This window comes from Paenibacillus polymyxa (assembly GCF_015710975.1).
Lineage (GTDB): Bacteria > Bacillota > Bacilli > Paenibacillales > Paenibacillaceae > Paenibacillus > Paenibacillus polymyxa.
In genome coordinates, this window is record NZ_CP049783.1 from 4,359,379 (window position 1) to 4,373,033 (window position 13,655).

Consider the following 13,655-nt stretch of genomic DNA (forward strand, 5'->3'; position numbering starts at 1 on the left):
TCCCCTTTTCATTTGATGCTCCAAAAACGGCAGGAAACTGAGGGGAAATGGCGAAAATTTAATGTGATGAAATACAATCCGGACGGTGGCCCATATGGTAACTTTGATGCTTTTACTGACCCTGTTATTCAAAGGAGTGAGGCAAAATGCAAACGACCGAATTTGCAAAAATCTGGTCCAGAATGGCTAAGGATTACAAGGTTCATATGGAGCAGCAACTAGCTCCATCACTAACGGAGGCTCAACTCACGGTGCTGGAGGTTCTGAACGAATACGGACGCATGAAGCCGTCTCAACTAATCCCATATCTCGCCACCACACCGGCGGCAGTTACGATGCTATTGGACCGGATGGAGCGGAATCGACTGGTCACCCGGTTCAGAGACGTAAAGGACCGTAGAATTGTATGGATTGTTATTTCAGATCAAGGCAGAGAAGAAGTGGAGCGCGGATTGCAAATTCGCGACGATTTTCTGGGTTCTGCGCTTAACCGAATATCTCAGCACAATCAGAATTTGCTGGTTTATTTGTTGGGGAAAATTACAACGAAGACGAAAGCGGCTGTATCAGCCAGTGAAGATGAGGGAATAAAGGAACAAATAGAGCGAGCAGAATAGCTAATTAGTGGATACATGGAATGTAGCTGTACACAGCAGATTAGCTTTCTAAGGGAATAGAAATGCGCGGATAGATGCCGATCCTGGTATCATTTCCGCGCTTTTTTGTGTCCCAAGTATAGGTAGTGTTTGGGGGAATGTTGACATTTACATAAGAGATGATAAAATAATAGTTATAAATAAATAACAATTCGTATACAAATAGTTACTAGTTTATGTATATGGGTAATGAATATGTATGGGGAAGAAGGATGGTTCTAGTGAGCGACAGAGAGGAAGACAGACTAGAGGTGTATCGGATTATTCAATCGGTAAGGGAGGTTAACAAGACGATATTTTATGCTTTCTGGAACGAGGAGCAGCATTTGGATCTAACGGCCATTCAGCACATGGCTTTGGCCATTCTGAATAAACGCCCCAATATTGGGTTATCCGAGCTGGCAGAGATAGCTCATGTGGGAAGCAGCTCTATGAGCGGGGTGGTTGATCGTTTGAACAAGGCGGGATATATCGCTCGCGGACGGCATGAGCATGATCGCAGATCTTTAGTACTGACGCTTACGACAGAAGGAAAAGATATAATGCAAAAGGTAGACGCCATGTGGATGGAGCGCGTCTTGCCAATTCTGGATATCCCGAAGGAGCAGCTAGAGTTGCTCTTGGATGTTCATAAACAAATGATCATGAAATTAACACCGAAGGGAATGAATCAACTTGAGCAGTCCTCAAATGACACTACCAGGTAATGTCCGCAGAGCACCCATTGTGGCCGCTCTGTTGATTGGCGCAATTGTTGCAATTTTAAACCAGACATTGATAAGTGTAGCTTTACCGAAAATGATGAGTGATCTGAATGTAGATGCCAATATAGCTCAGTGGCTTAGCACAGGCTTTATGCTCGTGAACGGGGTATTGATCCCGGTGACCGCATTCCTGATTGCCCGTTTCTCTACTCGTAAATTGTTTATTAGTGCAATGACTATTTTTTCAATCGGCACGCTGTTATGTGCAATAGCGCCGAGTTTTAGTATATTGCTGATCGGTCGGCTTATTCAGGCTGCGGGTGCAGGGATTATGATGCCATTAATGATGGTCGTTATCTTGAACATCTACCCAATAGAGCGTCGTGGCCGTGCAATGGGAACGCTGGGACTTGCGATGGGGTTTGCTCCAGCCATTGGACCAACCTTATCTGGTTATATAGTCCAGCACTATGACTGGCGAGTATTGTTCTGGATCATCCTGCCGATTTCTGTGATTTCGATTGTGATCGGATTTATTTTTCTGAAAAATGTAACCGAGCAGTCCAAGCCTAAGCTGGACATTCTCAGTGTTATTTTGTCTACACTCGGTTTCGGCGGGCTGTTATACGGCTTTAGTGATGCTGGAACATCGGGTTGGGGGAGTATTCCAGTCCTGTCTACACTCATCGTCGGGACGATTGCGCTTATTTTATTTATTGTCCGACAACTGAAGGTAGATGAGCCTATGCTGGAGTTTCGTATCTTTAAATACGATGTGTACAGCTTGACGACAATCATTAATGTTATTGTGACGATGGCTCTGTACGCCGGTATGATATTGCTTCCAATTTATTTGCAAAATATTCGCGGATTTACACCACTCCAGTCTGGTATGCTAATGTTACCAGGAGCGATTCTGATGGGGGTCATGTCTCCTGTGACGGGGGCTATTTTTGACCGAATTGGAGCGCGCTGGCTGTCTGTAATTGGATTGTTGATTATGACTGTAACGACTTGGGAATTTACACGTTTAACCGAATCAACCACCTATATGACACTGTTAATCAATTATACGGTACGAATGTTCGGGATGTCATTGCTGATGATGCCGATCCAAACGGCCGGACTGAATCAGCTTCCGCAACGATTAAATGCCCATGGTACAGCGATGGGCAATACGCTGCGTATGATTTCGGGCTCGATTGGGACAGCAATTCTAGTGACGGTGATGTCTACTCAAACCAGCAATCGTTTGACCACGATGGTTGCATCCGAAGGACTAAGCGTTACGGACAAAGCGGGAATGCTGGCTGCTAGCAATCAAGCTACGATCTACGGTATTAACTCGGCATTTATCATTGCAACACTATTGAGCGTGACAGCTTTGGTATTGGCGTTTTTTATCAAAAATACGAATGCACAAAACGCTCGTGCCCGTCAACAGCTGGTGAACAGCGAGAAGGGGAAGACCATGGCTTCCTCATCATAAGCATGGATACATTTTCATTTGATTTCTGTGCAAAAAGAGAACCCGCATTGCATGTTTGTTTACATGCAGTGCGGGTTCTTAGTGGTAAGTCTACTCAATTATCCGAAGCAATCATTGTATCATAAAGCGACAAGGGCCACTCACTCCAAGGAAATTGGACAGGAGGCAGTGAGTGGAAGCTCATTGCTTCCTTGCTGACCGGATGCGGTGCTCCAGCGAGCAAGGACCAGAGGGCCAGTTGTTGACCGGGGCGGCTCAGATTACCGCCATATTTTTGGTCCCCATAGAGGGGACAGCCGTTTGCCTGCATCTGTACACGAATTTGGTGCGGGCGTCCGGTGAGCAGTTTAATTTTCACAAGACTGAGTCCAGCAGCTTGTCCGACAACCTGGTATTCCAAAATGGCTTCCTTGGCACCAGCCGTGCCGGGTCGAACCGTTTTGACCGTGTTGGTACGGCTGTCCTTAAGCAGGTAATGGGTTAGACGGCCTTGGAGGGCCTCAGGAACGCCATTCAGAACGGCTGTATACAGCTTGTGAAAATGACGGCTTCGAACCGATTCTGACAAACGAGAAGCCGCTTTGGACGTTTTAGCAAAAATCATGGCTCCACCTACAGGTCGATCCAGCCTGTGCACTAAACCCAAAAAGACGTTACCAGGCTTATTGTGTCTGATTTTCAGATCTTCCTTGAGTAAAGACAGCAGATCGGGATCGCCGCTGGCATCCTCCTGTGTCGGAACATTGACAGGCTTTACAACCGCCAGGACATGATTGTCCTCATATAGGACGGGAATATTCGGCTGTGCATGCTCTTGCCGAGTAAGTTCATTTTGATTCATAAGAGGAATTAAGCCTCCCAGCGTCCGAGAATACCACAAGGCAAATTCAATCCAGAGCGTGTGATCGGCAATCCGATTTCACCGGCGCTAATTTGTCCGCCATACTTTTGTTGCATCGTCATGCTCAGCATGTTACGCAATACAGTAGGTGAAATACCTGTCGTGTAGGAGTTGATCAGCATAAACAAGGGTTGGTCCGAAATGATGCTCATGCAGGATTCGAGAAACGGATACAAGCTTTCTTCCAGCTTCCAGGTTTCTCCGTTAGGTCCACGTCCATAAGAAGGAGGGTCCATAATAATGGCATCATAACGGTTGCCCCGACGTTGTTCCCGTTGCACGAACTTGAACACGTCGTCTGTAATGAAGCGTACCGGTCGGTCAGCCAGACCGGACAATTGAACGTTTTCCTTTGCCCACTGCACCATACCTTTGGCTGCATCCACGTGAACTACACTGGCTCCGGCATACGCTGCGGCAGTAGTGGCTCCTCCCGTGTATGCAAACAGGTTCAATACGGAAATAGGTCTACCTGCGCCTTTAATTTTATCCATCATCCAGCTCCAGTTGGCGGCTTGCTCTGGGAAAAGACCAGTATGCTTAAAGCTGGTCGGTTTAATGTGGAATTTAAGCGGTCCATAGCTAATCGTCCAACGCTCGGGGATAGGCTTTTTCATATCCCATTGGCCCCCCCGGAAGAGCTGCGGTGATAATGCCCATGAACATTACGCCATTCGGCTGTTTCCTGGGTCAAAGGCCATATGATTTGCGGATCGGGACGACGCAGGACAATATTACCCCAACGTTCCAGCTTTTCACCACCGCCTGTATCCATTACTTCATAGTCTTTCCACTCTTGTGCTACATACATGTACAATCCATCCTTCAGCAGTCAATTCGGGATTTAGGCAGCAAGCTACGCAAATCCCCACATGGAGTCTATTGTACAACAAACCTTAGCAACAATCGAATGATTCCATGAATAAGTAAGTAGTTAGAAGGAGCGAAAATATTTTTTCGAATACACTTGTAATTAGAGCGCTTCCATATTAAAATGAAATCAATCCCACTTGTACGTACAACTATCCCGATTTTCATTCTATTTATGAAAAGGAGATTTGGTTGTACGTACATAATATTTTTACAACAATCCATAGTTTTTAATAGTGAACAGTCGCATATAATGCGACTTTTTTGCGTATATGTTTACCAAAATACACTTCATGCTTAAAATTTTTATTTGACAATGAGAATCATTATCAAATATTATTTGAGTAATAGGGAATGAAAGCATCCCATATTTCAAATAAAGGTGAGGGATGAACTTGGGTAAAATCATGATTGCTTATGCTAGCATGACCGGTAATACAGAGGAAATCGCGGAATTGATCGCCGAGGGTGTTCGTCAGGCAGGGCATGAGGCAGAGTTGAAGGCTTCGTATGATTGCAGCGCGCAAGAATTGCTCGCATATGACGGATTCCTGTTGGGTGTATATACATGGGGAGATGGTGAGCTTCCTGATGAATTTTTAGATTTTTACGAGGAACTAGACGAGCTTGATCTGTCTGGTAAAAAGACTGCTGTATTTGGCAGTGGAGATACATCTTATACACAATTCTGTGGCGCAGTGGACTTGGTAGAGGAAAAAGTCAAAGAACGCGGCGCATCAGTCATTCAGGAGAGTTTGAAGATTGAATTCAATCCACTCGATGATGAGAAGGAGAATTGCCGAGCTTACGGAAGACAATTTGCGCAGGCTGGCATTGGAGTGTCCTGAGAAGAGAGTGAGGGATAGGTATGCACAATAGCGATAGCTTAAGCGGCTTTCCTCTTCTGCACGACTATCAGCTTGAAGAGATGTGGAGAACTCCGCAGTCAATCCATCAATCACAGAGAAAACGAGGGCGTGAGGGTTGGAATTGGCGGCAAAGGGTTCAATATGCGATAGGGCATGCGCTGAACGAATACTTTGGAATGGAAATAGAGGTACGGCGAGAAGTCCCTGTTCAGTATGTGCTGGAGAAGTGGTGGCCTAAGCAGTCGAACAGTTTTGAATCTTTGTTCCATTACTGGGATGTCAAAAATAAAGTGTCAGGCGAGTTGTCAAAAATATGTGCCTTAAATAATGACTTATTGGTGCCTGTGATGTTGTATGAACAATTTTGTACAGCTGTACCTGAGTTGGAGGTCGATATTTCGCTGATTATTCAGGCAGCCTGGCAACAATCAGAACAAGCGGATTCATTGCTGATTCAAAAGTATATGGTGGACTACAACCCTAACGTTATTAGTACATTTCATCATTTAACAAATGTATTTTGTTATTATGCATTTGGAGATCTTCCTCAGCTTATCGAAGTGTACTGTCTGCTAGAAGGGAAGAAGGTTCGTTTTCTTCCTGGTTCGGCTTCTTTACAACAATCTTTGGATTACGTACGACTACTAAAAGACTCCAGAGAGGATATGCATGGTACGGCAGAACGCTGTCGTTGCAGGGGATGTATGGGGCAGCAAGCTTCTCAGCAGAACAGAGCGAATAAGGACAAAAAGGATGAGCGGGAGGCGAAAAACTGTAGGGATCGGTCAGTTGGATCTACGCTTTTCTCTTAGGATTATTGTGTGAACCTTTAAATGTAAACTATCCCTTTTCATGAAAGAGCCTTGGAAACAAGGTTCTTTTTTGTGAAAAAAAATTCTGAAAAAACTGAAAATTTATATTGCCTGAATAGATAAATATATCTATAATATTTCAATGTACAATAGTTATATGAAAATATTTAAATATAATGAAGACGGTTTGTGGACTATGGATCAGCTTGTCTTACGTACATAAACAAGTCCTGTCTTGTGCATGGCTCGCTGCCATGTGTTTATTTATGCTCTACATTTGGTTTAATGGCCTAATATTTCAATTTTAAAATATTAGCGTTGAATAATAAAATTTTTTGGACAACAGGGGTGGAACAAGTGAGTAAGAAAACTGTATTGCCGATTCTCATCGTGCTGCTCATTCTGAGTGGTGGAGCTATTGGCTACTATTATTGGTATCAGGCAACACATTTTGTCAAAAGTGACGATGCGCGCATTCAAGCCGATCAGTATAAGGTAATGCCGCAAATCTCCGGTGAGATTAGCCACATTGATGTTGAAGAAGGCGATGTGCTGCAACGCAATGAACCGATTGCCGAGCAAGATGTATCAGGACTGGATGCAAGCATGATCAGCAAGTCTGTACTGCGTGCGCCGATTAACGGAACTGTTATTAAGATTTATTCGAAGGAGCATGAAATTGGAACACCGGGTAGTGCTGTAGCGACTATGGTTGATATGAACAACCTGTATGTATCCACGAATATTGAAGAAACCGATATTAACCGTATTAAACCAGGACAGCTTGTTGACATTACGCTTGATGCGGCAGGCGATCAGGTCATTCAGGGTAAGGTTCGTAAAGTGGGCGAAGCTTCCAATGCAGTGTTTTCGCTCGTTCCTGCTGTGAACACAAGTGGTAACTTTAATAAGGTGACTCAACGTGTACCTGTAGAAATTGCTGTGAACAAGCCGAAGGACATGAAGCTTATCCCTGGGACGAACGTGGAAGTAAAAATTCATACATCTTAAAAAGGAGGGGTCCATGTGGCTGCCAATGAAACTGCTGCTGCTCCTTCGACAGATTCTTCCAAAGAACGCTGGCTTGCCTTTTTTGCTATCGTTTTAGGCGCCTTTGTCGCCATTCTGAACAACAGTCTGATCAACGTCGCCATTCCACGATTGACGACGGATTTAGGGTCAACGACGACACGTATTCAGTGGGTTATTACAGGTTACACGCTTGCATCCGGCGTAATCGTCCCGATTACCGGATATATGGAGCAGCGTATCGGGTACAAAAAGTTTTTGATTCTTGCGCTCAGCGTGTTCTCGCTGGGAACAGGAATATGTATTTTTGCATGGAGTGATTCTTCCCTGATTGCAGCGCGTGTACTGGCTGGTCTGGGCGGCGGTGTCATTATGCCGCTGAGTATGACGATTATTTACAAAATCATGCCGCGTGAACAAATCGGGATGTCCCTTGGTATATGGGGGATCGCCGCAATGGCCGCACCAGCTGTAGGGCCTACGCTGAGTGGCTACTTAATTGAATGGTTTAACTGGCGTTTCTTGTTTATTGTCAGTCTGCCAGTTGCTTTATTTGCCATTTTAATGGTCATCCTTCTTATCAAGGAGCCGCCTAAGGTAACGCCGAAACCGTTTGATCTGCCAGGATTTTTACTAGCGGCAACCTGTGCAGGAACACTCTTGTACGCACTGACAAACGGCCAGCGTGATGGCTGGACTTCTTTTGGGATTGTATCTCTGCTGTTTATTTCTTTCTGGGCACTTGTCTTTCTCATCTATGTAGAAAGCGGCAAGGATAATGCTGTAATTGAAATTTCATTATTCAAAAATTCAAAATATACGATTAGTGTTATCGCCTCCAGTCTGGTCATGATGGGGATGTACGGAGGAACGTTCCTTACACCGTTGTTTTTGCAAAATATTCAGCGCGTGTCACCGATTGATACTGGTATTATCCTCATTCCACAGGCCATTGCCATGGCGGCCATGATGCCTATCGCCGGGAAGCTGTTTGATAAGTTCGGCATTGTGCCTTTGGGACTTGTAGGCCTGACACTAACCAGCTTTATGACCTATCATCTTCATCAGCTTACGCCAGATACTTCGCATGCCTGGTTGGAAACCGTAATGGCATTGCGGGGTCTGGGAATTGGTATTTGCATGATGCCATTGTCCACGGTCGGTATGAATGCCGTTCATCCGAGCAAGGTAGCCAATGCGTCTACAGCGTCCAATCTGGTACGTACCGTGGCTGCATCTATGGCGATTGCAGTACTGACCGCCATTATGCAAAGCCGTTCAGCTGCTCATGCCCAGCAAATTTCGGAGTCCATTACACAGGACTCAGCTCATACGCTACAGGCGACATTGGGTAGTTCATGGATGTCATCCATAAGTAGTTTAATCACACTGGATGCTACATCGAGAGGAATTGGGGATACGTTCCTCATTTCATCTATACCGCTGTTTTGCACGATTCCACTCATCTTTTTGTTTATTCAGAGGAAGAAAGCAAAGACACAGCCGGAAGCTTAATAAAGAGAAATACAAAAATATCGACTGGATGGCTTACATTATTTCCACGGACAGAAAGAAAGGGAATTATCATGAAAATATTGAGAGTAGAAAGTACATTAGCGGCTTTAGTCCTCGGCGGCGCAGTGCTGGCAGGCTGCTCCAGTAATAGCGGAGCGGCTCAGGACATGGTCGTTCCAGTTAAAATTAGTCAAGCACAGCAGGGGATTATCGGACAGGGAAATATTTATACAGGTACGGTAACACCTTCGGAAACCGTCAATATTGTGCCTAAAGTAGGCGGTAAAGTGGTTGAGCTGCCTGTTGATATTGGTTCTGAGGTTAAAAAGGGCCAGGTCCTGTTCAAGCTTGACGATAAGGATATGCGTAACAATGTTGCAAAAGCTCGCGCAGCAGCAGCAGCCGCAGCAGCTGGCGTAAGTACCGCTCAAGCATCCCATGAATCAACGATGGTTCAAGCAACTTCGGGCTTAGTGCAGTCCAAGAGCGGTGTGATTCAATCCCAAAGCGCAATCAATCAGGCTCAGGGGGCTATTAATCAAGCAACTACAGCCGTAGAACAAGCGACACATGGTGTTTCCTCGGCAGCCAATACGGTGAAACAAACACAGCAAGCTTTGGCAGATGCACAAAAGAATGTAACACGTACACAAAGTCTGTTTGATGCTGGTGCGAGCACCCAAGCACAATTAGAACAAGCAAAAACCGCAGTTGTGAATGCGGAAGCGGCTTATAATAATGCACAAAATGCGCAGGCTAATGCAAAAGACCAATTGATAGCTGCTCAAAAGGCTCTAACTACAGCCCGTAACAGCTATGATACAGCAAAAAATAGCTACAGTAATGCTAACAGCGGCTACAGCAATGCGCAGAATCAGCTTAAAGTATCTCAAAATACGGCTGGCATCGAGTCTAGCCAACAATCTCTTAAGCAGGCACAACTGAATGTAAACATTGCTCAGGATGCATTGGATGACACCGTTGTTACATCACCGATCAATGGTATTGTGGGTACGAAAAATGCAGAAGTGGGCGAAATGGTATCCGCTCAGTCTCCTGCGCTAGTCATTGCTAACCTGAGTACGGTCAATACATTGATTTATGTCCCTGCGGAACAGATCAACAATGTAAAAGCAGGTGACAAGGTACAGGTTCGTGTTGCAGCCTCCAACATTGTAACAACAGGTACAGTAAAAAATGTAAGCCCGTTGGATGCAAGCGGAAAAGGTTATCCTGTAAAAATCTCAGTAGCCAATCCAGACATGAAACTGAAATCCGGCATGTTGGCTGATATCAGCTTTGTCGCTGCCAATGCGCAAGAAGGCATTGTTGTTCCTACTGCGGCAGTTCAAAAGGATCAAGGTAAAGAATATGTATATGTAGTAAGCGGCGACCATGCGAAACGCAAGGAAGTGAAAACTGTTCAAACGACAGGCTCACAAACACTCATTACCAGTGGCTTGAGCAAGGAAGAGAATGTGATCGTGAATAATCTGGCATTGCTGTCCGATAACTCACCGATTACAATTACCCAATAACTTGGTTCTAAACTTGCGTTCTTTATAATAGTAGAAATTTATTATGGATACATTCCAAGGCAGCCCGCAATTGGGCTGTCTTGTTTTTATTTCATTTGCACATTTTACATAGGGTTAATGTCGATCTGGGACTTTTTTTGACGAACATTGGTAGAATAGGATAGACTAAATTGGAAATAGATAGTTTACGAGATCTCAGACAAGCGATCGGAGGAATTGTGAGATGGAAGTGAAATTGGTTGTAGATTATGAAGCTTATGAGAATGGCCAAACGATGGCTAAATCTATTGAGGAACTGGCAGCCAAGCCGGAGAGTGCCCAAGTTACGGATCTGATCATTGGAGATTGGGGCGGCGCCTATGAAAATTCACCAGATGATTTTATACCCGTGTTAGTGAAGCTAAAAGATCAATTTCCTAAGGTGCGCAAGCTGTTTATTGGTGATATGGAATATGATGAGTGTGAGGTATCATGGATTAACCAAACGAATCTGTCCCCGCTGTTAGAAGCGTTTCCAAAGCTTGAATCCTTACATATTAAAGGAAGCCAGGATCTGAGCTTGGAACCCCTTCGCCATAATCATCTTCAAGAATTGGTTATTATTTGTGGCGGTCTACCTGTGAGCGTCCTTCGACAAATCCGTAATGCCGAACTGCCTGAACTGCGCAAGCTGGAGCTGTATTTGGGTGTCGAGGATTATGGTTTTGACGGTAAACTGGAAGATATTTTACCGTTTTTGGACAGCAATCCTTTTCCCAAACTTACATACTTGGGACTCAAAGATAGTGAGATACAGGATGAAATTGCCATTGCTGCTGCTAATGCCCCTGTGATTGGACAACTGGAAGTACTGGATCTCTCACAAGGTACTTTGTCTGATCAAGGTGCAGAAGCGTTGCTGGCTAGTGAAAGTATAAAAGGACTGAAACATCTGGATTTGAGCTATCATTATATGTCTAGTGAAATGATGGGGCGCTGGAAGAACTCTGGTTTATCTGTGAACGTAGAAGATCAACAAGAAGCAGATGAAGAAGATGATTGGCGCTATCCATCACTGACAGAGTAATTTGCTCCAATGGATTTCTAAAACGGATTGACTTTAAAATTAAAAAGAATAAAAGTGAGGCGGCTCTATGATGAAGATGTGGGATAGTAATGTCAACGAGCCGTTTATCTTGTTCGGTAATTCGGGGAATCGTCGAACTACGGGGCTGCAGGAAGCACGAAGCAGATTAATGCTTCCGTCAGCTCTGGAGGTCTCCTATACAGATGTGTTGGGGGCCATTCGAGAGAAACACAGTCTGAACGAACTGATGGTCAGGATAGCTGCACAAGCTGCGCAAGATAGCGTGAATGGCAGTGTCCAATTGCAAGAGAGCATTGATCAATTACTGAAAGGTCGGGTGGACAGAGGCCCGCTGCTACGTCTGGATGCACCGGGCGAAAACTTTGAGGTAGAGCGGGAGTTGATTGCTCTGGGCGCCCCGGATGCCGAGGGAGACGATTCTCTGTTGCCATGGCCGGAATGGGCACATGGCACAGGTATACTAGCGGCAGAAGCGCGCCGTTTGCAGGAACAGCGTGGTCGCATTTGGCACCCGGCACAATGGTTCCGGGGCTATTGCCGTCTGCTGGCTTGGCTGCGGCATGAAGTAGATCGGCTCTGGCCTTCGTCGCGCTGGATGAACGATCCTGCGGAAGTAGCCGTCATGTTTGACAAACGGCGTTGTAGCGCCGTATTAGACCAGGCAGACATCAGGGTCCCGCCTGTGCTTACAGCTTCAGGCGGTGCTTTTCGTAATGCTGTTGATCTGCATGCAGCTATGAAAGAGAGTGGGTTTCACCGCGTATTTGTGAAAATATTTTGCGGGTCAGGCGCTTCTGGTGTCATGGCTTATCAAGTACATCCCAAAACGCATGCAGAACTGGCGGTAACTACGATTGGAACAGAGATCATACACGGACAGCGTGTGTATTATAATGCCGGACGATTGCGTCGTTATACAGACAAGCAGGATATTCATGCCATCCTTAACTGGCTATGTTCGGAAGGGGTACATGTGGAACGCTGGATTCCCAAAGCGACCTTGAACGGACGTGTTTATGATGTGCGTCAACTCGTGTGTGAATCAGAAGCTTGTCATGCGGTTTTACGTTTGAGCCACAGCCCCATCACAAATCTACATTTGCGTAATGAGCGGCTCTTGCTGGAGGAAGCCGAACTACCACAAAGTACGGTGGAATCGGTTCAGCATACTGCAAAAGCCGCCATGAGGGTCTTTCCGGCGTCCATGGTTGCTGGACTGGATGTGCTTGTTCCGGCTCACGGTGGTCGTCCCTACGTATTGGATGTTAATCCGTTCGGTGATTTACTGTACCGGGTTGAACATCAGGGTTGGAATCCATATGAATGGGAAATGTTGCACCTTGCTAATAGGAGCGTAGTTTTGGAAAGGAAAGACAGATAATGACTGATATGAATCAAATTGTTGGCTCTCATGATATTGTCATGATTACGCTGGATACCCTGCGTTATGATGTAGCCAAGCTGGAGGAAGAAAACTGTCCGAATTTATGCGGCTCCGGGTCGTGGGAAAAGCGCCATACACCAGGGAGCTTTACATATGCTGCACACCATGCTTTTTTTGGCGGATTTTTACCGACTCCGGCCAATACGGATAAGGCTTCACATGTCAGGCTGTTTCACACAAAAGATACGGGACTGCGTACGCATCCACATACCTGGCTGTTCGATGCTCCGGACATTGTGTCCGGGCTGGAGAACGAGGGCTATCGGACCATCTGTATCGGCGGCGTTATTTTTTTTACGAAGAAGAACAAGCTGGCCAAGGTGCTGCCCGGATATTTTCAAGAGAGCTACTGGCGTATGAACTTTGGCGTTACCAACCCTCGTTCAACAGAGCATCAGGTGAATCATGCCTTGAAGCTGTTGGAAAAGGCAGACCCTGCACAGCGTTTGTTTTTGTTTATGAATGTATCAGCCATCCATGGGCCTAATCATTATTTTGTAAAGGGCTCTTCAAAAGATTCAGTAGAGTCTCAACGAGCAGCTTTGCGGTATGTGGATGGTGAACTTGGACGCTTGTTTGATGCTTTGCGGAAGCGTGGCAAGACGTTTTGCATGGCTTTTTCCGATCATGGTACAGCTTATGGGGAAGACGGCTACGAAGGGCATCGCCTGGCGCATGAGGTAGTGTGGAATGTGCCTTACCGCGAATTTATACTGTAGGACAAAAAGAAACGTAGTTTGC

The 13,655-nt window shown here is 45.5% G+C and carries 12 protein-coding genes and 1 pseudogene; 11 read left to right on the forward strand and 2 right to left on the reverse strand.

The features are described 5' to 3' along the window. Positions 1–146 precede the first annotated feature (146 nt). The 3 genes from G7035_RS19445 (at position 147) to G7035_RS19455 (ending at position 2,849) form a co-directional block, all read left to right on the forward strand. On the forward strand, positions 147–617 hold the full coding sequence (locus G7035_RS19445) for a MarR family winged helix-turn-helix transcriptional regulator (protein ID WP_016822123.1): 471 nt from the start codon (positions 147–149) through the stop codon (positions 615–617). Between the two features lie 260 nt (positions 618–877). Continuing rightward, a complete protein-coding gene (locus G7035_RS19450) occupies positions 878–1,363 on the forward strand; it encodes a MarR family winged helix-turn-helix transcriptional regulator (protein ID WP_019687810.1) in 486 nt (161 codons plus the stop codon). Continuing rightward, complete coding sequence (locus tag G7035_RS19455) at positions 1,347–2,849, forward strand: DHA2 family efflux MFS transporter permease subunit (RefSeq protein WP_019687809.1); 1,503 nt, start codon at positions 1,347–1,349, stop codon at positions 2,847–2,849. The genes G7035_RS19450 and G7035_RS19455 overlap by 17 nt, the downstream gene beginning before the upstream one ends. Before the next feature lie 94 nt (positions 2,850–2,943). On the opposite strand, the gene G7035_RS19460 is transcribed toward G7035_RS19455, so the two are convergent. Both G7035_RS19460 and G7035_RS19465 read right to left on the reverse strand, forming a co-directional pair. After that, positions 2,944–3,690 (reverse strand): RluA family pseudouridine synthase, encoded by a 747-nt coding sequence (locus G7035_RS19460; protein ID WP_019687808.1) that lies wholly within the window; start codon positions 3,688–3,690, stop codon positions 2,944–2,946. Between the two features lie 8 nt (positions 3,691–3,698). Beyond that, positions 3,699–4,561 (reverse strand): annotated as a pseudogene (locus tag G7035_RS19465) (class I SAM-dependent methyltransferase). Positions 4,562–5,009: 448 nt separating this feature from the next. Between G7035_RS19465 and G7035_RS19470 the strand changes: the two are divergent. From G7035_RS19470 to G7035_RS19505, 8 genes are all read left to right on the forward strand, one after another. Beyond that, a complete protein-coding gene (locus G7035_RS19470; RefSeq protein ID WP_016822119.1) occupies positions 5,010–5,468 on the forward strand; it encodes a flavodoxin in 459 nt (152 codons plus the stop codon). A 20-nt stretch (positions 5,469–5,488) separates the two neighbouring features. Then, complete coding sequence (locus G7035_RS19475; RefSeq protein ID WP_019687807.1) at positions 5,489–6,301, forward strand: hypothetical protein; 813 nt, start codon at positions 5,489–5,491, stop codon at positions 6,299–6,301. A gap of 357 nt (positions 6,302–6,658) precedes the next feature. Further along, entirely contained in the window at positions 6,659–7,312 is a 654-nt protein-coding gene (locus G7035_RS19480) for an HlyD family secretion protein (RefSeq protein WP_013371571.1), read from the forward strand. Positions 7,313–7,327: 15 nt separating this feature from the next. Beyond that, positions 7,328–8,845, forward strand: coding sequence for a DHA2 family efflux MFS transporter permease subunit (locus tag G7035_RS19485; protein WP_016822117.1), 1,518 nt, complete (start codon positions 7,328–7,330; stop codon positions 8,843–8,845). 71 nt (positions 8,846–8,916) lie between these two features. Next, positions 8,917–10,383, forward strand: coding sequence for an efflux RND transporter periplasmic adaptor subunit (locus G7035_RS19490; protein ID WP_016822116.1), 1,467 nt, complete (start codon positions 8,917–8,919; stop codon positions 10,381–10,383). Between the two features lie 223 nt (positions 10,384–10,606). Further along, entirely contained in the window at positions 10,607–11,449 is an 843-nt protein-coding gene (locus G7035_RS19495; protein WP_016822115.1) for an STM4015 family protein, read from the forward strand. A 67-nt stretch (positions 11,450–11,516) separates the two neighbouring features. Continuing rightward, positions 11,517–12,851 carry an STM4014 family protein gene (locus G7035_RS19500; protein ID WP_019687806.1) on the forward strand — a complete coding sequence of 445 codons (1,335 nt, stop codon included), beginning with the start codon at positions 11,517–11,519 and terminating at the stop codon, positions 12,849–12,851. After that, on the forward strand, positions 12,851–13,633 hold the full coding sequence (locus G7035_RS19505) for an STM4013/SEN3800 family hydrolase (protein WP_017427603.1): 783 nt from the start codon (positions 12,851–12,853) through the stop codon (positions 13,631–13,633). The genes G7035_RS19500 and G7035_RS19505 overlap by 1 nt, the downstream gene beginning before the upstream one ends. The last annotated feature ends 22 nt before the right edge of the window (positions 13,634–13,655 follow it).